We start from the raw sequence: 18,171 nt of genomic DNA on the forward strand, positions 1-18,171 counted from the left end.
CATGGATGACGGACGGGCAAAGGCCGTCGCCGCGCTGACCGGCGGCCGGCCGGCCCTGGTGTGGCGCCGCCAGATTGCCGACACCGAGACGCCGGTCGCCGCCGCGCTCAAGCTGATCGAGCCGGGGCGCGGCGACTTTCTGCTCGAATCGGTCGAAGGCGGCGAGACGCGCGGACGCCACAGCCTGATCGGCCTTGCCCCGGATCTCGTCTTCCGCGCCGAGGGCAACAGCGCGTCGATCAATCCGCGCTGGCTGACCGATCGCGCCGCCTTCGCGCCGTGCGCACAGCCCACGCTCGCCGCGCTGCGCGAGCTCGTTGCGTCGTGCCGCATGGACGTGCCCGCCGAATTGCCGCGCGCGCTCGCCTGTCTGGTCGGCTATTTCGGTTATGAGACGATCGGCCTGGTCGAGCGGCTGCCGCGCCCGACGCGTGACGCGCTGGGCCTGCCCGACATGATGTTCGTGCGCCCGACCGTCATCCTGATCTTCGACCGGCTGGCCGATGCGTTGTTTCTCGTCGCGCCGACCTGGCCCGATGCGTCACGCACGCCGGAGGCGATCGTCGCCGAGGCGGCGGAACGGATCGACGCGGTCGCGGCACGGCTGGCGAGCGCCGGGTTGCCGCCCCCGGTCCGCGCCGATGCGGTGGCCGAGGTCGCGCTTGCTGCGACGCTGCCCGAAGGGCGTTACGCGGCGATGGTTGCCAGGGCGAAGGAATATATCGTCGCCGGCGACATCTTCCAGGTCGTGCTCGCGCAGCGCTTCACCGCCCCCTTCACACTCCCGCCCTTCGAACTCTACCGCGCGCTGCGGCGCATCAATCCGTCGCCCTTTCTCTATCATCTCGACCTGCCTGGCTTCGCGCTGATCGGTTCGAGTCCCGAAATCCTGGTGCGCGTGCGCGACGGTGAGGTCACGATTCGCCCGATCGCCGGCACCCGGCCGCGTGGCCGCACGGCGGCGGAGGACGAGGCGAATCGCGTCAGCCTGTTGGCCGATCCCAAGGAACGCGCCGAGCATCTCATGCTGCTCGATCTCGGCCGCAACGATGTCGGGCGCGTCGCCGCGGCCGGCAGCGTCCAGGTCACGGCGAGCTACACGACCGAATTCTACAGCCATGTCATGCACATCGTGTCGAACGTCATCGGCCGGCTCGACGCGAAACATGATGCGCTCGATGCGCTGTTCGCGGGCTTCCCGGCGGGAACTGTGTCGGGCGCGCCCAAGGTGCGTGCGTGCGAGGTCATCGCCGAACTGGAGGGCGAGGTACGCGGCCCCTATGCCGGCGGCGTCGGCTATTTCTCGCCCGACGGTTCGATGGATTCATGCATCGTGCTGCGAACCGCAGTGGTGAAGGACGGCGTGATGCACGTCCAGGCCGGCGCCGGCATCGTCGCCGACAGCGACCCCGCCTATGAGCAGCGCGAATGCGAGGCGAAGGCGGGCGCACTCCTCGCCGCCGCACGCGAAGCGATCACGCGGGCGGGCGAGCCGGGCTTCGGTCAGTAGGTGACGCTTGATTAAACCTGGCTGGTGGGCAACGTCAGGTTAAAGGTCGCGCCGCGCCCTTTGACCGGACGGTTCGGCCACAGTCGACCGCCATGCGCCTCGACGATGGTCCGACAGATCGACAGACCGAGACCCATACCTTGCCGCTTGGTCGTAAAGAAGGGTTCAAACAGGCGCCCAAGAGCATCGTCCACCAATCCGGGGCCGCTGTCTTCCACGACGATCTGTGTTTCGCGCGCGGTCCCGCGGGTCGAGATGGTGAGCCGGCGCAGCGCGCTTCCTTCCATCGCCTGGACCGCGTTGACGAACAAATTGGTGAGCACTTGCTCGACCTGAAGGCGGTCGACGACCACATGGGTGCTCGCCGAACTATATGCGTGCACCACGTTGACGGTGGAAATTTCGGGGACCGCAGCCAACGCGCTGTCGATGATACCGCGCAGTTCTTCGGGTCGCCCGGCGATCTCCCCGCTGATCGCGAAATTGCGCATCCCCGTGACAATCGCAATCGCCTTGGCGGTCTGCTCCTGCGCCCGTTCGATCATTGTCAGAACCTCGTCCGTCGCGGTGGAGCGTCTGCGCAGCTGCTCCGCGCACGCTTCGAGATAGTAGGATGCCGCAGTGAGCGGTTGCGAAACCTCATGAATCAGGGTCGGCGCCAGCGCCTCAAGCGCGCGCAGCCGGCTGCGACCCTCACCATGGATTTCGCGCGACAATGCCTTGTCGAGAGTTGGTGGGACCTCGTGTGGACATGGCGGCGACAAAGCGGGTGTTGAAGAATATACTTCTGCCAGACCTACCAACGTCGCCACCCCCGATAACACGGCATTTGCATCGTCCGGAGATCCGGAGAATGTCTGCCATGAACGTGGATGACGATTGGGAGGCCGACCGACAATCAGATTTGCGGAAGGCGGTCTGGTCCTTTGGCGTAACCCTGCTGATACTTTCGTATAGATCGGGTCGATACATCGGACGGCGCCTTGCGTTGCGCCTAGTGGATTGATTTTGACATTCGCGCCCCTCTAACCGGATAGCGCGTGAGCGAATGTCAAAATCTCAAAAATCCACTAGAATCATAATGTTGCTAGTGGTCCGGAAGATTCTGACATTTGCTCGCGACCTGGCCGAGAGCGGTAGCAAATGTCAGAATCGGACCACTAGAGCATCCTGCAGAAAATCTGACCTATATCGTCGCATCTCTCCCCACTTCCCCGGCGAAGGCCGGGGCCCAGTCGGGATAGCGGCTATGATCAGCGGCAACGCCCGCCGCAGCGTCCCCCAACTGGATCCCGGCCTTCGCCGGGGAAGCCAGAAAGATAGCGCTGCTACGCGTTTCGCGGTTCAGATCACGCATCCCGCTCTAACTGCGATCTGCTTGGATCGGGCCGACCGCGCTCTGGAGCAGCGCTTGCAGATCCGCCTCCTTCGCCGGCTTCGCCAGAAGGCCCAGTGCGCCGGCGGCCAGCGCCTGTGTCCGTATGCGCGGATCCGTGCACGCTGTCAGAAAGATGATCGGGACCAGGAACCCACCAGCGAGTAACCTGGACTGAACTTCCAATCCGTTAAGGCCGGGCATTTGATAGTCGAGAACAAGACACGAAATCGGACCAAGCAAGAGCGCCTCGAACAGGGCTCCGGCAGAGGCAAACCCCTGCGCATCATAACCCAAGGCCTGTATGTGGCCCAAAATCGCGTCGCGAGATGAGAGATCGTCATCGAGGATCGCGATTGGGGCGAGTGTGTTCGGCACGGTCCGCAAAGCTGCTCCATTTTTTGGGCCAAGGGCTCCGGCCGCAACGACAATCGTCAGCGTAAGCCCATGATGTTGCATTGTGCCTCCGCGATCCGCTTCAACCAATTATACGTTGGTATCGATCGTCAGGATTGCTGCTTCGCAAGGCCCAACAGGTCCGCCATGCGAACGATTTCGGCCACCGAACGTGCGCCCATTTTGCGCATGGCCTGTCCACGATGCACCTTCACGGTGACTTCGCTGAGGTTCAATTTCCCGGCGATCTGCTTGTTGAGCAAGCCGCTTGCGACCATCCCCATCACTTCGCGGGCGCGCGGCGTAAGTGCTTCATACCGCGCGCGTAATTCGGACTCGGCCATCTGGTTCGCGCGTTGCTCACGATCCCGATCAATCGCAATCTGGATCGCATCAAGCAGATCCTGATCCCGAAACGGCTTTACCAGAAACTCCACCGCCCCAGCCTTGATCGCGCGTACCGACATCGGAATATCGCCGTGCCCGGTCAGGAAGATGATCGGTGGTGGAACGTCCCGTCCAGCCAGTTCGGCTTGCAGATCGAGACCGCTGCGCCCCGGCAATCGTACGTCCAGGACGAGGCAGCGAGGTCCCTCGGGAAGCGGCGCGGCCAGGAACTCCTGAACAGATCCGAACAACACTGACTGCAATCCGACCGAGTCAAATAACCCTTGAAGCGCCTCGCGTACCGAGATGTCGTCATCGACAACGATGACTGCGGGATTGCCCGAAGGATATGTCACTGCCGCGTCTCGATTTTGGCGGGTAGGTTGCATCGAAAGATCACGCCGTGGGGCGAGACCGCCTCGGCCCAAAGCATGCCATCATGGGCTTCAATGATTGAACGCGAAATCGAAAGCCCCAACCCCATGCCGCCGACCTTGGTCGTGAAAAAATGATCGAACAAGTGGGTTTCTGCTCCCGAGAGCAGGCCTTCGCCATTGTCCTCGACCGAAATATTAATACACTCATTGTCCGCGACGGCCGATCGCAAGTGAACAACTCTGGGTCGCTGCTCCACGTTCTGGAGCGCGTCCATTGCATTGGCAATGAGATTGATCACTACCTGTTGTATTTGGACGCGATCGCCAAACATCCGAGGCTGCTCGGGCGAAAGGTTCATCGTTGCCGTTACACTTGCCTTGCGCAATCCGTCCGACAGGAAATCAAGCGATTCGGCAATCATCTCGTTCACGTCGAAAATGCCATGGTCCGGCGCTTGTTTGGTCAGGAACGACCGGGTTCGTTTGACGATTTCGTCCGCGCGTCCGGCGTCTCGGGTGATCCGATCAAGCGCAGCCCGCGCCTCATCGAGTTTGGGCTCGTCCTTCGCCAACCAGCGCCGTGCTGTTTCGCAGTTGGTCATGATTCCCGCCAGTGGCTGCATTATCTCATGCGAAAGCGATGACGCGAATTCACCGACTGCCAGGGCCCGCGCCACGCGCGCAAGCTCGGCTTGCTTCTCGCGGATGACCGCTTCGGCCTCGCGCTGCGCAGCTTCGGCCACCTTCAGCCGCGCACGATTCTTCAACACGGACATCGCAAATGCCAGTTCGGCGCCAAGTTCAGAAAAGACCCGTACCGCACTGTCCGTGAACGCTGCCGGTTGAGCGCCATATACCAGCACCGCACCGACCACTCCTTCGTTCGACCTGAACGGAACCGTTACGCTGGACCTTATGCCGTGACGCAGCGCACGATCACGCCAGTGAGCAAAAATCGGATCATGTAGCACATCATACATCACCACCGCTTCGCCGCTGCGGATAGCGCGACCAGTAGGGCCTCTGCCCTCGGGGACATCCTCTGACCAGCTGAGCGTCAGGCCATCCAGATAGGCAAGAGCCAGGCCGGCGCTCGCAATTTGTCGCACTTCCTTGGTAGGCTCGTCGTCCGCCAAGATGATGGTTGCCAAGGCATAGGCGTCATCCTGAATGATCGCGCGGCAGACGCATTCGGCCATCTGCTCGACCGACTCCGCATGGATCAACGCGGACGCCGATCGGGTATAAGCCTCCAAGGCCCAGTTCAATCGATGAAGTTCGTGATCGGCGTCCGATCGGCTTGCCGCTTCCAGGCTGCACAGGCAAATTTGCGGGTCCGCCGTCTTGTTGACGGTGAGCACGAAAGTCGCGGCGTCTGCCGCGTCACCATCCGGATAACGCAGCGTCGCAGATCGGTGAACGAGCGCGCCAACCCGGTCATCCGCAGCCCACTTCCTGAACGCATTGCCGGATACCGCGTCCAGCAAATCGGGCAGCGCTTTGTCGCAAAGGCGCGCTCTGGGAATTTGCCAAAGTGACGTTGCAGCGGGATTCGCGTCCACCACGCTGCCTCCGCTTGCGAGATCCACCGCCAGCTGCGCACTTTGATGGTCTTCCCACAGTGCGGCATACCAGTTTACCGCGCCACCTTGAATCTCTGTATCCTCCCGGCCCAGATCGTTTGCTGCAACAGGGAACGCGGTACGATCGGGCGCCTCTTCGGCGCCATCATCCCCTCACTTTACAATTAAGACCAGATGCCAACTTGGCACAAGATAGTACGCCGCCGCACCGACCGTTTCAGCTGGATCGGTCTCGCCCAGGTGCAGCGCCACCGATCCCGATTTCAGGCTCGCTGCGCCCGCCGCTCAACCCAACGCTCAGGGCGTGGTCGAATCATCCGGTGCGCGGCCGGCGCGCTTGGCCTTTTCCTCCGCGGTCCACTGACGCAGCATCTGCGCCGTGCACCCCGTCGCGCCGCCCGAGCCGACCGGCGAGCAGGTGTCGGGCAAACCACCGGCCTTGCGACCGACCTCGTCCATCGTCGCGGCGCGGTTTACCCAACTTTGATTCTGTGGCGGGATCGGGCCGGAATCGCGCAGCGGCTTGGGAATGCGGTACGGATCCTCGAGCGTGCGGCATACCACCACCTCGTCACCCTCGGCCTTCGGGCAGGGCTGACCCGCCGTCAGCGTGATATCGCGAATCCGCTTGGGCGGCTGGCCAGACTCGGCCTGCGTCGAGGGCGATTGGGCGGCCGCAGCCGACGGTGCGGGCGCGGTCTGCGCCATGGCGCCGGCCGGAAGCCCGAGCAACGCGAGGGCGACGATGATACGGGACATTCGCTGAACTCCTTGTCGATACAACGTCCGTCCGGCCGCCTTGCTCCATCCTGAACAAAGTCCGTCGTCGGGGGCCATAAGTATTATCCGCGAGGTGGCGATGCGCGGGCCGATTGTCGAGTCCCCACAAAAGCGTTAGCGGCGCAGCCTATGATCCTCGTAATCGACAATTATGACAGCTTCACCTGGAACCTGGTCCATTATCTGATGGAGCTGGGCGCCGAGGTCAAAGTGGTGCGCAACGACGAGATCAGCGCCGCCGACGCGCTCGCCAGCAACGCGCACGCCTTCCTCATCTCGCCCGGCCCTTGCACACCCAACGAGGCGGGCATCAGCCTTGACCTCGTCGCGGCCTGCGCCGAGGCGGGCAAGCCCTTGCTCGGCGTATGCCTCGGCCATCAGTCGATCGGGCAGCATTTCGGCGGCCATGTCGTGCGGGGCGGGCTGATGCACGGCAAGACCTCGCCGATCAGCCATGACGGCAGCGGCGTGTTCGCCGACCTGCCATCGCCCTTTACGGCGACGCGCTATCACTCGTTGATCGTCGATGACATCCCGTCCGAGCTGATCGTCAACGCCACCGCTGACGACGGCTCGGTGATGGGTTTCCGCCATATGTCGTTGCCGATCCACGGCGTGCAGTTCCACCCGGAGAGCATAGCCACAGAGCATGGCCACCAGTTGCTCGGCAATTTCCTGAAGACGGCCGGCCTGCCGGTTCGGTCGCTGGCGTGACGAGCCTTGCGCGCCTGCCGGACCCGTCGCGCGTCTTGTCGCGCGACGAGGCCGCGCAGGCATTCGCCGACATTCTCGACGCAAGAACCTCCGAAGACGCCGTCGCCGAGTTCCTGATCGGCCTGTCGGATCGCGGCGAGACCGCGGTCGAGATCGCCGAGGCGGCGCGCGCGCTGCGCGCACGGCTGATCCCGATCGACGCGCCGACCGGCGCGATCGACGTCTGCGGCACCGGCGGCGACGGCCACCACACGCTCAACGTGTCGACCGCAGTGTCGATCATCGTCGCGGCGTGCGGCGTGCCGGTCGCCAAGAACGGCAATCGCGCCGCTTCCTCCAAGGCCGGCGCGGCCGATACGCTCGAGGCGCTCGGCCTCGACATGGAGCGCGCCGGCGCCAGGGCCGAGGCCAGCCTCGCGGATATCGGCATCTGTTTTCTGTTCGCCGCCAACCACCACCCGGCAATGAAACGCATCACGCCGATCCGCCGCCGGATCGGCAAGCGGACGATCTTCAACCTGATGGGTCCGCTGGCCAATCCCGCCCACGTAACGCGCCAGCTGATCGGCATCGCCCGGCCCGATTACGCGACGGTCTATGCCGATGCGCTCGGCCAGCTCGGCACCGAGGCGAGCCTGATCGTGTCGGGCGAGGAAGGACTCGACGAACTGTCGGGCGCCGGCCCGAGCATCGCGGTGAGCCTCGGGGCGCTATCCCTGCCCGAGCATATCGTGCCCGAGGATGCCGGCCTGCCGCGCCATCCGCTCGCCGCGCTGCATGGGGGCGACCCTTATTACAATGCGGCGGCGCTGCGCCGCCTGCTGCTCGGTGAGCGCGGCGCCTATCGCGACGCCGTGCTGCTCAACGCCGCCGCCGCCTTGATCGTCGCCGGCAACGCCGATAGCCTCATCGACGGTGCCGCACGCGCCGCCGAAGCGCTCGACAGCGGCGCGGCAAGCGCGTTGCTCGATCGCTGGATCGCCTATTAGGGCCCGATGCCATGACCAATATTCTCGACCGTATCCTCGAAACCAAGCGCGCCGATGTCGCGGCGCGCAAGGCGTCGATCCCGCTCGCCGAGATCGACGCACGGATCGCCGCGCAGACCCCGCCGCGCGGCTTCCGCGCCGCGCTCGATGCGCGCGCCGCGACCGGCCACGCCTTGGTCGCGGAGATCAAGAAGGCCAGCCCGTCCAAGGGGCTGATCCGCGCCGATTTCGATCCCCCCGCGCATGCCCGAGCCTATCAGGCCGGCGGCGCCGCCTGCCTGTCGGTACTGACCGACGAGCGCTGGTTTCAGGGCGCCGATGCCTTTCTCTCCGCCGCGCGCGAGGCTTGCACCCTGCCCGTGCTGCGCAAGGATTTCATGGTCGACCCGTGGCAGGTCCCCGAATCGCGCGCGCTGGGTGCCGACGCAATCCTGTTGATCATGGCGGCGCTCGACGACGGCCTGCTCGGCGAGATCGAGGCCAGCGCGCTCGATTGCGGCATGGACGTGCTGGTCGAGGTCCATGACGAGCGCGAGATGGAGCGCGCGATGAAGCTCAAATCGCGACTGATCGGCGTCAACAATCGCGACCTGCGCGATTTCACGGTCAATTTTGCGCGCACCTATGAGCTGATCGGCAAGGCCCCGGCGGGCTGCACCTTCATCGCCGAAAGCGGGCTGATGACGCACGCCGACCTCGATGAGATGGCGACGCACGGTGTCCACTGTTTCCTGATCGGCGAGGCGTTGATGCGTCAGGACGATGTCGAGGCGGCGACGCGGGCGATGATCGGGTGAGCGGGCTCACCCATCTCGACGCGGCCGGCGCGGCGCATATGGTCGACGTGTCGGGCAAGGCGACGACCGTGCGCGTGGCGGTCGCGACGGGCCACATCGCCATGTCCGCCCCCGCACTGACCGCGATCCGCGACGGTGCCGCCGCCAAGGGCGACGTGCTCGCCGTGGCGCGCGTCGCCGGGATTATGGCGGCGAAGAAGACCGCCGAGCTCATCCCGCTCTGCCATCCGCTGCCGCTGAACCAGGTCGCGATCGACTTCGCCTTCGACGACACCGGCATCATCGCCACCGCCACCGCCAGCACCGAGGGCAAGACCGGGGTCGAGATGGAAGCGATGACCGCGGTGTCGGTCGCGCTGTTGACGATCTACGACATGGCCAAGGCGGTCGATAAGGGCATGATCATCGCCGGCGTGCGGCTGGTCAGCAAGACCGGCGGCAAATCGGGCGACTGGCACGCCTGATGTCGCGTTGCCCGAACCGTGCGACGCCGATTCAATCGTGAAAGATATGTGCCATGGTTCGGCGGCAGATCGTGCACGCTGCCGATCTGTCCCGGCTCTTTGACATGGTCGTCCCCCGACGTCGACACGTCGCGCGACACCGCATCCCCCTTGCTCGAACGAGCGCCTTCCCCTGCTCTTCGTGATTTTCTACCCTGCTTTTTCGAAGCAGGGGAGATGGTCAGGATATCATTGATTACAAATGATTATTTCTACGCAAAATGCGCTGAAACCGGCATATTTTTGCGCTATTCGCGCACGGCGCGAAAACGGATCGTACGGCCGTAGCGATCGAGCAGCAGATCGCCGCCTTCCTGCCGCAACACGGTCCCGCGAAAATCGACCTTGCCGAGATCATTTGGCTCGAAACGAAACGCCAGCTGCGTCCCCTTGGCCGGATCGATCGTCACGCGGTCGCCGGCGAGTTCGAACATCGGCAGGGCAAGCCTGATCGCGACCGGCGGGACAGCGGGCGGAAAGGCGATGACCGTCTCGCCCTCGGCGAGTTGCCGCCGCGCCGTGTGACCGTCGGCGAAGGTGATCTCCGCCTCGAACAATTGCCGCGTCATCCCGGCGCCGGGCATGTCGAGCGTTAGGCGCAGTTCGCCCGCCGGTCCCGCCCGCTGCCCCGTCATGACGATCCGCGGCGCCGTGACCGGATCGCTGGTCAGGACGACGGTGCCATGATCTGCCACCCAGCTTCCCGTCGCCGCTTCGTCGAGCGCGCCATAGGACAGCGCATAGCGGAAGCGCCCGTCGGCCGTGAGTTCCAGCCCCGCTGCCAGCTCCATCTGATGCCCGTCATAGCTGCCGACCAGCCCAGCGGGGTGCGCTCGATCCTCCGGTGATATCGCAGGCGACAGCAGCAGCAATCCGAAGAGCAACGCTTTGAGCATGATCGGCCTCCGTGCGCAGAATAGGTCGCAATGTGTCGAACGCCTAGCGGTGCGGCGCGACGCGGGATAGGAACGCGCCGTGAGCAATCCCCTACCCCTCCTTCCCGTCGCCGAGGCCCAGGCCCGCTTGTTCGCGCTCGGTGCACCCGTCGCGGTCGAAACCGTGCCGCTGGCGCAAGCGGTCGGTCGCTGGGCGGCGCAGGACGTCGTCGCGCTGCGCACCCAGCCGGCGGCCGATCTATCCGCCATGGACGGTTATGCGATCCGCTACGCCGATCTGCCCGGCCCTTGGCGGCTGGTCGGCGAGAGTGCCGCCGGCCGCGCCTTTGCCGGCACGCTCGGCATCGGCGAAACCGTCCGGATTTTCACCGGCGCACCGCTCCCGACCGGCGCCGACAGCGTGCTGGTGCAGGAAGAGGCTGATGCCGACCATGGCGCGATACGCCTGACCGGCGAAGGACCGAAGCGCCAGGGCGGCAATGTCCGCAGGCGCGGGCTCGATTTTCACGCCGGCGACGTGCTCCTTGCAGCCGGCGAACGCATCACGCCGGCGCGACTGGCGGTCGCGGCGATCGGCGGCCATGCCACGCTGCCGGTACGCCGCCGCGTCGTCGTGGCAATCGCGGGCACCGGCGACGAGCTGGTCCGCCCCGGCGCAGCCCTGCGCGACGATCAGCTCCCCGAATCGAACGGCGCGATGCTCGCCGCAATGCTGGCCGACCTACCCGTCGAGGTGATCGATTTCGGCACCCTGCCCGACCGGCTCGACACGCTGCGCGACGCCTTCGCCGGCGTCCAGGCCGATATCCTGGTGACCACCGGTGGTGCCTCGGTCGGCGACCATGACCTCGTCCGCCCTGCGTTGCTCGCCGTCGGCGGCAGTCTCGATTTCTGGCGCATCGCGCTGCGCCCGGGCAAGCCGATGATGGCCGGGCAACTCAACGGCGCGGTCGTGCTCGGCCTGCCCGGAAACCCGGTATCGGCCTTCGTCACCGCGACCTTGTTCCTCAAGCCGCTGACTGCCGCCTTGTCGGGCGCCGCCGATCCCCTCCCGGCCATGCGCACCGCGATCCTCGGTGAACCGCTCGGTGCCAATGATCACCGCACCGATTATCTGCGCGCGGCAACGCGCGACGGCCGAGTGTTCGCGGCCGCGATCCAGGACAGTTCGATGCTGCGCACCCTCGCCCGGGCCGACTGTCTGATCGTCCGCCAGCCGCATGCGCCACCCGCGGAACCGGGCGATTTGATCGAGATCATGGCGATCGCTTGACAAGCCCTCGGAACGTTGCGTAAACGTTCCTCGTCTGTTCCGACGGAGGATTGCCGGATGTTAACCCGCAAGCAGCATGAACTGATCTGCTTCATTCATGACCGTCTGGAGGAGAGCGGCGTCTCGCCCTCGTTCGAGGAAATGAAGGAGGCGCTCGACCTCAAGTCGAAATCCGGTGTCCACCGTCTGATCTCTGCGCTGGAAGAACGCAAGTTCCTGCGTCGCCTGCCCAACCGCGCGCGCGCGCTCGAGGTGCTGCGTATGCCGGAGCGCGCCGAAGCGCCGCGCAAGGCCGCGGTCGCGGCGACGGCACCGTCCAATGTGCGCACCCTGCCCCAGCCTGCCAATGACGTGATCGAAATCCCCTTGCACGGCCGCATCGCGGCGGGCGTGCCGATCGAGGCGTTCGAAGGCAGCTCGATGCTCGCGGTGCCCGCCGCGCTGCTTGGCGGCGGCGAACATTACGCGCTCGAGGTGGCCGGCGATTCGATGGTCGAGGCGGGCATTCTCGACGGCGACTATGCGCTGATCCGCCGCGCCGACACCGCGCGCGATGGCGACATCGTCGTCGCGCTGATCGAGGACAGCGAGGCGACGCTCAAATATTTCCGCAAGGAAGGCGCGATGATCCGGCTCGATCCGGCCAACCGCGCCTATGACCCGCAACGCTATCGCCCCGAACAGGTCCGCGTACAGGGCAAGCTCGCCGGACTGCTGCGCCGCTACTGATCGGTTTCGGGCAGCGCGCGGTGAAACCAGCAATTCACCGAGAAGCGCGAGGCGGCAAAACCGCCTGACGGGCAGCTTACCGGCATCACCTCGTGCGGCGCCCAGGACGGAAAAGCGACGAGGCGGTTTTGCGCAGGCGCCAGATCGGTGAACGCGCCCGTCTCGGCGCGAGGCAAAAAGGGATGCAGGCGCAGCTCGCCGCCGGAAAAGCCCTTCGGCTCGGGATGGAAATAATACACCGCGCTGATCATGCGCGTCGCGATCGGCCCCGTCGTGGTGACGGCAGTGTCGATGTGGCGCCGGTAATAGTCGCCATCATTGTGGCAGACGAGTCCGAGCTGGACCCTGCCGACCGTAAAGGGCTGCAGGCCGAGCGCGGTGCAGAGATCCGGCACCAGCGGCAGCAGATGGTCGAGGAAGAAGGCGCGCTGCGGCGCGAATGACTTTGGCGGCAAACTGCGCGACGCCCGGATCGCGGTGTCGACCCGGCCGTGCGGCCCGCCGACCAACGTGCTCGCGAAATCCGCCTCGCGTGCGAGCGTCCAGGCGATCAACATCCGAAGGTCTTCGGCCGGCAGGAAATCGTCGCGCACCACATAAGGGGCGATGCGGTCGAGCGGCGACGCGGCGGGGGTCATTGCTGCTCCTTGCGGGGGCCGGGTCGATGTGGCGCCATCGCGACGCGCCAGGGATGTTCGTCGATGCCGCTGCGTACTGTGCGCACCGATACGCTGCTCAGCGCAATCGCAACGCCGCCCGTCTGAGCCAGCGTCGCGCGATCGAGCCGTAACCAGCGTGGGCGACAGCGTGCCGGCAAGCGTCGCTCGCTGATCACGATGTCCGCCGTGGCACAGGCCGCGACCAGTTGCTCCACGGGTACGAGATAGGTGCTGCGCGTGGCGAGAATGCGCCAGTGCCGCCCGCCAGCCACCCGCTCGGCGAGGCACAGATCGCGACTGCACCGCGCGTCTGGCTGGTCGGCCAGCAGCATCGGTTCGCCATCCGCACCGCTATTCTCGGTCATCATATCGGCAACATAGTCGCCGGTACGATCGCGCAGCAATGCCAGACCGCCATCGGAGGTACGCAACGCGACGTGACGGCCGTCCCCGGTCACCAGCAGGTCGGGCGCCGGGGTGAGCAGTGCCCAGGTCGCGCCGGCGATCAGCGGGAGCAGGCCAAGCCGTCGCCACCGTGTCCGCCACAAGGCGATCCACAAGCCGCCGGCCACCATCAGCGCATAAGCGCCACCGGGCATCGAGGGGAGCGCGGCGACCGAACCCGGTATGCTGGCGGTGCTGTGGGCGATCCACAGCAGCAGATCGAGCGACCGCGCGGTCAACCACCAGAAGGGCGCGCCCGCGCCGACCAGATCGAACAGCAACGCGAGCGCTTCGAGCGGCATGGTGACGAAGGTGGTCAGCGGAATCGCGACGATATTGGCGACCGCGCCGTACACGCCGGCCTTGTGGAAATGGAACAGCGAGATCGGCAGCAGCGCCACTTCGACGACGAAGCCGGTGAGCAGCAACGATGCTATCTCACGTCCCGCTCTGCGGAGCCACGGCTCGTCGCGCTTCATGAACCAGCCATGGACCCGCGGATGCTCGTGCAGCGCGACGATCGTCGCGACGGCGGCGAAGGAGAGCTGGAAGCTCGGCCCGGCCAGCGCGTCGGGGAACAGCAGCAGCACGACGAACGCGCCCGCCGCGACCAGCCGTAGCGTGATCGCCTCGCGGCCGAGCATCAGCGCGACGATCACCAGCACCGCCGCCACGCACGAGCGTACCGTCGGCACCTCCCACCCGGTCAGCGCGGTATAGCCGATCGCCGCCAGCGCCCCTGCCGCGGCGGCGAACAACCGCAGCTGGAAACGCAGCGCCAGCCATGGCCAGAGCGCCAGCAGCCGCAGCACGACGAACATCGTCGCCGCGACCACCGCGCTGATATGCAGCCCGCTGACCGACAGCAGATGCGCGAGCCCCGAGCGCCGCATCGCATCGGCATCGCCTTCCGGGATCGCGCCCTGGTCGCCCGTCGCCAGCGCAGCGGCGATCGCACCGGCACCGCCGGGGGCGCTGGCCTGGATATGCCGGGACAGGCGCTCGCGCAGCCCGTTGCTCGCCACCGCCCCCGGCGTCACGATCTCCACTGGCGCAAAGCCGCGCCCCGTGCCGCCGATATGATCGAACCACGCGACGCGGGCATAGTCATAGGCGCCCGGCACCGCCGGCTCGGCCGGTGGCATCAGCCGCGCACCCAGCCGGATCGTCGCGCCGGGCACCAGCCCCGCCGGCACATCGGCATCGGCAATGTTGACGCGTAAATGGGTAGGCAGCACCGGCAGTGCTTCGGGCCTTCGCCGACCATAGCCGCGCTTCTCCCGCCTTTCCGGTACGGCGACGACGCGCAGCGGCGTCAGTCGCAACCGCACAAGCTGGCGCGGCGGCAATGGCTGGACGCGCTCCACCTTCGCTTCGAAGGTCGCAATCGTGGCGCCCTTCAGTGGGTTCCCCGGATTCCCGGCAGCGCGCCACCAGATCAGTGCCAGCCCGATCGCCATCGTCGTCGCGCCGATCGCCACCACCCTGCCCGCCCGTCCGCCGCGACCGATTGCCAACGCGACGAGCGACATAGCGGCCAAGGCGAGAATCAGCGTGCGCCACTGATACGTCAGCGGAAGGACGAACCACGCCGTGATGCCCGCGCCAAGCGCAACCGGCAGCCACAAGACCAGTTGGTCGCGTTCAGCTTCGAGCCATGATTCCAGCCCGTCGCGCAAACGATGGGCAAAGCCGGTGATCCGCGCGATTTGAAGCCGCGAAGGTGCTGTGCTAGCGGCATCGGCGGCTGAGTTGGCCATCGAATTTCATTTCTGGGAGCAAGCGCGTTTGGGCGCAAGGTCTGACACTGCGGCCGCCGGTTCCGGCGCGCCCGACACACCGGCAGTGGTGACGCGATTCGCGCCATCGCCGACCGGCTATCTGCACATCGGCGGTGCGCGCACTGCCTTGTTCAACTGGCTGTTCGCGCGGCATCATGGCGGCAAGTTCCTGCTGCGGATCGAGGATACCGATCGGGTCCGCTCGACCCAGCCGGCGATCGACGCGATCATCGACGGGATGCGCTGGCTCGATCTCGACTGGGACGGCGACACCGTGTTCCAGTTCGAGCGCGCCGCGCGCCACGCCGAGGTCGCGCATGCGATGGTCGAAGCGGGTGCGGCCTATCGCTGCTACCTGACCCAGGACGAGCTGGCGGCGATGCGCGCCGAGGCCGAGGCGGCGAAGAAGCCGCTACGCATCCGCTCGCCGTGGCGCGACCGCGCACCGAACGATGACGGCAAGCCCTTCGTCGTCCGGCTGAAGGCGCCGACCGAAGGCGCGACGACGATTGTCGACCGCGTCCAGGGCGAAGTGACCGTGCAGAATGCCGAGATCGACGATCTCGTGCTGCTGCGTTCCGACGGCAACCCGACCTATATGCTGGCCGTGGTGGTCGACGATCACGACATGGGCGTGACCCAAGTCATTCGCGGCGACGACCATCTCAACAACGCCTTCCGCCAGTTGCCGATCTATCGCGCCCTAAAGGAAATAGAGGGGGGCTGGGACGAGCCGATCTATGCGCACATCCCGTTGATCTTCAATCCCGACGGCAGCAAGATGTCGAAGCGCAAGAACGCGGTCGCCGTCGATGTCTATCGCGACGAATTCGGCATCCTGCCCGAGGCGCTCGACAATTACCTGCTCCGACTCGGCTGGGGTCATGGCGACGACGAAATCATCAGCCGCGCGCAGGCGACCGAATGGTTCGATCTCGCCGGGGTTGGCCGCTCGCCATCGCGCTTCGACCTCAAGAAGCTCGAAAACCTCAACGGCCATTACATCCGCGAGGCCGACGACGCGCGGCTCGCCGATCTGGTGACCGCGCGGCTCGATTTCGTACCCACGCCGGCGCAGCAAGATCTGCTGCGGCGCAGCATGACATCGCTCAAGCCCCGCGCCGCCAATATCGTCGAGCTGGCCAGGGGGACCGATTTCCTGTTCGTCACCCGTCCCTTGCCAATCGACGAAGACGCCGCCCCACTTCTGGCCGGCAATGCGCCCGCGTTACTCGCCTGTGTTCACACCGCGCTTGACGCGGTCGAAAGCTGGGATACGGGGGTTTTGGAAGATGCGGTTCGCCGCGTTGCGGAAGAAGCGGGGGTCAAACTTGGCCAGGTCGCGCAACCGCTGCGCGCCGCGCTGACCGGTCGCCGGACGTCCCCCGGCATCTTCGACGTGCTCGATCTGCTCGGGCGCGACGAGAGCCTGGGACGGATCGCCGACCGGATGGCGTCTTGAAGCAATCGAAGGAAGGGCACGCGCGATGACCGATCAAGCCACGATCAGCCTGGGCAACCATGACTATAAGGTTCTGTCGGGTAGTGTCGGTCCCGATGTGATCGATATCCGCCGGCTCTACGCCGACAGCGGCATGTTCACCTATGATCCCGGCTTCACCTCGACCGCGAGCTGCGAGTCGGCGTTGACCTATATCGACGGCGACAAGGGTGTCCTGCTCCATCGCGGCTATCCGATCGGTCAACTGGCCGAGCAGTCGAGCTTCATGGAAGTGTCGTACCTGCTGCTCAATGGCGAGCTGCCGAGCGCGGCCGAGCTCGACACCTTCACCTACACCATCACCCGCCACACCATGCTGCACGAGCAGCTGGCGACCTTCTATCGCGGTTTCCGGCGCGATGCGCACCCGATGGCGGTGATGTGCGGCGTGGTCGGCGCGCTGTCCGCCTTCTACCATGATTCGGCCGACATCACCGATCCGCACCAGCGCATGATCGCCAGCCACCGGCTGATCGCCAAGATGCCGACGATCGCCGCCATGGCGTATAAATATTCGGTCGGGCAGCCCTTCCTATATCCCGACAATTCGCTGAGCTACACCGGCAATTTCCTGCGCATGACCTTCGGCGTGCCGGCCGAGAAATATGAGGTCAATCCGGTGGTCGAGAAGGCGCTCGATCGCATCTTCATCCTCCATGCCGATCACGAGCAGAACGCCTCGACCTCGACCGTGCGGCTCGCCGGGTCGTCGGGCGCCAACCCGTTCGCCTGCATCGCGGCCGGCATCGCCTGCCTGTGGGGCCCGGCGCATGGCGGCGCCAACGAGGCAGCGCTCAACATGCTGCGCGAAATCGGCACGCCCGATCGCATCCCGCACTACATCGCCCGCGCCAAGGACAAGAACGACCCGTTCCGCCTGATGGGCTTCGGCCACCGCGTCTACAAGAATTACGATCCGCGCGCGACGGTCATGCAGAAGACCGTGCGCGAGGTGTTCGCCGCGCTCAAGGTCAGCGATCCGGTGTTCGACGTCGCGCTGCAGCTCGAGGAAATGGCGCTCAGCGACCCTTATTTCATCGAGAAGAAGCTGTTCCCCAACGTCGACTTCTACTCCGGCGTGATCCTCTCGGCGATCGGCTTCCCGACGACGATGTTCACCGCTTTGTTCGCACTCGCCCGCACCGTCGGCTGGGTCGCACAGTGGAACGAGATGATCGCCGATCCCGACCAGAAGATCGGCCGTCCGCGCCAGCTCTACACCGGCCCGACGGCGCGCGATTACCAGCCGATCGACAAACGCTGATGCGTGCGCTCCGCCCGGTAATGCTCGCGCTCGGCGTGCTCGCCGTGCTGATGGGGCTGCTGTGGGTCGGCCAGGGGCTCGGCTACATCCATTGGCCGGCATCGAGCTTCATGCTCGATCAGCGCGAATGGGCGGTGAAAGGGGCACTGGTCGCAGTCGTCGGCGTGGTGCTGATCGTACTCAACCGGCCCAAGCGAGTCGGCTGAAGCCGGT

18 protein-coding genes are annotated in these 18,171 nt (G+C 65.6%); 10 read left to right on the forward strand and 8 right to left on the reverse strand.

Going from position 1 to position 18,171, the window contains the following annotated elements; translation table 11 throughout:
* Position 1: 1 nt before the first annotated feature.
* Positions 2 to 1,510, forward strand: a complete 1,509-nt coding sequence (gene trpE, locus U1839_RS08565) for an anthranilate synthase component I (protein ID WP_332803244.1) — start codon at positions 2 to 4, stop codon at positions 1,508 to 1,510.
* 11 nt (positions 1,511 to 1,521) lie between these two features.
* Here the strand turns inward: trpE and U1839_RS08570 are convergent, their stop codons facing one another.
* From U1839_RS08570 to U1839_RS08590, 5 genes are all read right to left on the reverse strand, one after another.
* Entirely contained in the window at positions 1,522 to 2,226 is a 705-nt protein-coding gene (locus U1839_RS08570) for a sensor histidine kinase (RefSeq protein ID WP_332803245.1), read from the reverse strand.
* A 647-nt stretch (positions 2,227 to 2,873) separates the two neighbouring features.
* Positions 2,874 to 3,263, reverse strand: coding sequence for a response regulator (locus tag U1839_RS08575; protein WP_332803246.1), 390 nt, complete (start codon positions 3,261 to 3,263; stop codon positions 2,874 to 2,876).
* A gap of 128 nt (positions 3,264 to 3,391) precedes the next feature.
* Positions 3,392 to 4,024, reverse strand: a complete 633-nt coding sequence (locus U1839_RS08580; RefSeq protein ID WP_332803247.1) for a response regulator transcription factor — start codon at positions 4,022 to 4,024, stop codon at positions 3,392 to 3,394.
* Complete coding sequence (locus U1839_RS08585; protein WP_332803248.1) at positions 4,021 to 5,607, reverse strand: sensor histidine kinase; 1,587 nt, start codon at positions 5,605 to 5,607, stop codon at positions 4,021 to 4,023. The genes U1839_RS08580 and U1839_RS08585 overlap by 4 nt, the downstream gene beginning before the upstream one ends.
* Positions 5,608 to 5,925: 318 nt before the next feature.
* Positions 5,926 to 6,387 carry a hypothetical protein gene (locus tag U1839_RS08590; RefSeq protein WP_281127206.1) on the reverse strand — a complete coding sequence of 154 codons (462 nt, stop codon included), beginning with the start codon at positions 6,385 to 6,387 and terminating at the stop codon, positions 5,926 to 5,928.
* Positions 6,388 to 6,537: 150 nt separating this feature from the next.
* On the opposite strand from U1839_RS08590, the gene U1839_RS08595 reads away from it, so the two are divergent.
* The 4 genes from U1839_RS08595 to moaC are packed head-to-tail and all read left to right on the forward strand — an operon-like array spanning position 6,538 to position 9,372.
* Entirely contained in the window at positions 6,538 to 7,122 is a 585-nt protein-coding gene (locus tag U1839_RS08595; RefSeq protein WP_332803249.1) for an anthranilate synthase component II, read from the forward strand.
* The gene (trpD, locus tag U1839_RS08600) at positions 7,119 to 8,111 is read left to right on the forward strand and encodes an anthranilate phosphoribosyltransferase (RefSeq protein ID WP_332803250.1); all 993 of its coding nucleotides are present in this window, start codon (positions 7,119 to 7,121) and stop codon (positions 8,109 to 8,111) included. Before U1839_RS08595 ends, trpD begins: the two co-directional genes overlap by 4 nt.
* Positions 8,112 to 8,122: 11 nt before the next feature.
* Positions 8,123 to 8,908, forward strand: coding sequence for an indole-3-glycerol phosphate synthase TrpC (gene trpC / locus U1839_RS08605; RefSeq protein WP_332803251.1), 786 nt, complete (start codon positions 8,123 to 8,125; stop codon positions 8,906 to 8,908).
* Positions 8,905 to 9,372, forward strand: a complete 468-nt coding sequence (gene moaC / locus U1839_RS08610) for a cyclic pyranopterin monophosphate synthase MoaC (protein ID WP_332803252.1) — start codon at positions 8,905 to 8,907, stop codon at positions 9,370 to 9,372. Before trpC ends, moaC begins: the two co-directional genes overlap by 4 nt.
* A gap of 287 nt (positions 9,373 to 9,659) precedes the next feature.
* Here moaC and U1839_RS08615 read toward each other — a convergent pair whose 3' ends face one another.
* Positions 9,660 to 10,307 carry a hypothetical protein gene (locus U1839_RS08615; protein ID WP_332803253.1) on the reverse strand — a complete coding sequence of 216 codons (648 nt, stop codon included), beginning with the start codon at positions 10,305 to 10,307 and terminating at the stop codon, positions 9,660 to 9,662.
* Positions 10,308 to 10,386: 79 nt separating this feature from the next.
* On the opposite strand from U1839_RS08615, the gene U1839_RS08620 reads away from it, so the two are divergent.
* Positions 10,387 to 11,580, forward strand: a complete 1,194-nt coding sequence (locus tag U1839_RS08620; protein ID WP_332803254.1) for a molybdopterin molybdotransferase MoeA — start codon at positions 10,387 to 10,389, stop codon at positions 11,578 to 11,580.
* 57 nt (positions 11,581 to 11,637) lie between these two features.
* The gene (lexA, locus tag U1839_RS08625) at positions 11,638 to 12,309 is read left to right on the forward strand and encodes a transcriptional repressor LexA (protein ID WP_332803255.1); all 672 of its coding nucleotides are present in this window, start codon (positions 11,638 to 11,640) and stop codon (positions 12,307 to 12,309) included.
* Here lexA and U1839_RS08630 read toward each other — a convergent pair.
* Together U1839_RS08630 and U1839_RS08635 are read right to left on the reverse strand one after the other, a co-directional pair.
* Complete coding sequence (locus U1839_RS08630) at positions 12,303 to 12,947, reverse strand: 2OG-Fe(II) oxygenase (protein ID WP_332803256.1); 645 nt, start codon at positions 12,945 to 12,947, stop codon at positions 12,303 to 12,305. The genes lexA and U1839_RS08630 overlap by 7 nt on opposite strands.
* Complete coding sequence (locus U1839_RS08635; RefSeq protein WP_332803257.1) at positions 12,944 to 15,172, reverse strand: ComEC/Rec2 family competence protein; 2,229 nt, start codon at positions 15,170 to 15,172, stop codon at positions 12,944 to 12,946. Before U1839_RS08635 ends, U1839_RS08630 begins: the two co-directional genes overlap by 4 nt.
* Before the next feature lie 28 nt (positions 15,173 to 15,200).
* On the opposite strand from U1839_RS08635, the gene gltX reads away from it, so the two are divergent.
* The 3 genes from gltX to U1839_RS08650 are packed head-to-tail and all read left to right on the forward strand — an operon-like array spanning position 15,201 to position 18,164.
* Positions 15,201 to 16,655: a glutamate--tRNA ligase gene (gene gltX / locus U1839_RS08640; protein WP_443030588.1), complete on the forward strand. Its 1,455-nt coding sequence runs from the start codon at positions 15,201 to 15,203 to the stop codon at positions 16,653 to 16,655.
* A 25-nt stretch (positions 16,656 to 16,680) separates the two neighbouring features.
* On the forward strand, positions 16,681 to 17,958 hold the full coding sequence (locus U1839_RS08645; protein ID WP_332803259.1) for a citrate synthase: 1,278 nt from the start codon (positions 16,681 to 16,683) through the stop codon (positions 17,956 to 17,958).
* Positions 17,958 to 18,164 carry a hypothetical protein gene (locus U1839_RS08650; RefSeq protein WP_332803260.1) on the forward strand — a complete coding sequence of 69 codons (207 nt, stop codon included), beginning with the start codon at positions 17,958 to 17,960 and terminating at the stop codon, positions 18,162 to 18,164. The genes U1839_RS08645 and U1839_RS08650 overlap by 1 nt, the downstream gene beginning before the upstream one ends.
* The last annotated feature ends 7 nt before the right edge of the window (positions 18,165 to 18,171 follow it).

The organism is Parasphingomonas halimpatiens, assembly GCF_036663795.1.
In the GTDB taxonomy this organism is placed as follows: Bacteria; Pseudomonadota; Alphaproteobacteria; order Sphingomonadales; family Sphingomonadaceae; genus Sphingomonas.

Bases quoted from the DNA above. Each gene is read 5' to 3' on its own strand.
- U1839_RS08650 (WP_332803260.1), top strand. From the start codon at position 17,958: ATGCGTGCGCTCCGCCCGGTAATGCTCGCGCTCGGCGTGCTCGCCGTG.
- lexA (WP_332803255.1), top strand. From the start codon at position 11,638: ATGTTAACCCGCAAGCAGCATGAACTGATCTGCTTCATTCATGACCGT.
- U1839_RS08645 (WP_332803259.1), top strand. From the start codon at position 16,681: ATGACCGATCAAGCCACGATCAGCCTGGGCAACCATGACTATAAGGTT.
- U1839_RS08590 (WP_281127206.1), bottom strand. From the start codon at position 6,387: ATGTCCCGTATCATCGTCGCCCTCGCGTTGCTCGGGCTTCCGGCCGGC.
- trpE (WP_332803244.1), top strand. From the start codon at position 2: ATGGATGACGGACGGGCAAAGGCCGTCGCCGCGCTGACCGGCGGCCGG.
- U1839_RS08630 (WP_332803256.1), bottom strand. From the start codon at position 12,947: ATGACCCCCGCCGCGTCGCCGCTCGACCGCATCGCCCCTTATGTGGTG.
- U1839_RS08615 (WP_332803253.1), bottom strand. From the start codon at position 10,307: ATGCTCAAAGCGTTGCTCTTCGGATTGCTGCTGCTGTCGCCTGCGATA.
- trpC (WP_332803251.1), top strand. From the start codon at position 8,123: ATGACCAATATTCTCGACCGTATCCTCGAAACCAAGCGCGCCGATGTC.
- U1839_RS08635 (WP_332803257.1), bottom strand. From the start codon at position 15,172: ATGGCCAACTCAGCCGCCGATGCCGCTAGCACAGCACCTTCGCGGCTT.
- U1839_RS08595 (WP_332803249.1), top strand. From the start codon at position 6,538: ATGATCCTCGTAATCGACAATTATGACAGCTTCACCTGGAACCTGGTC.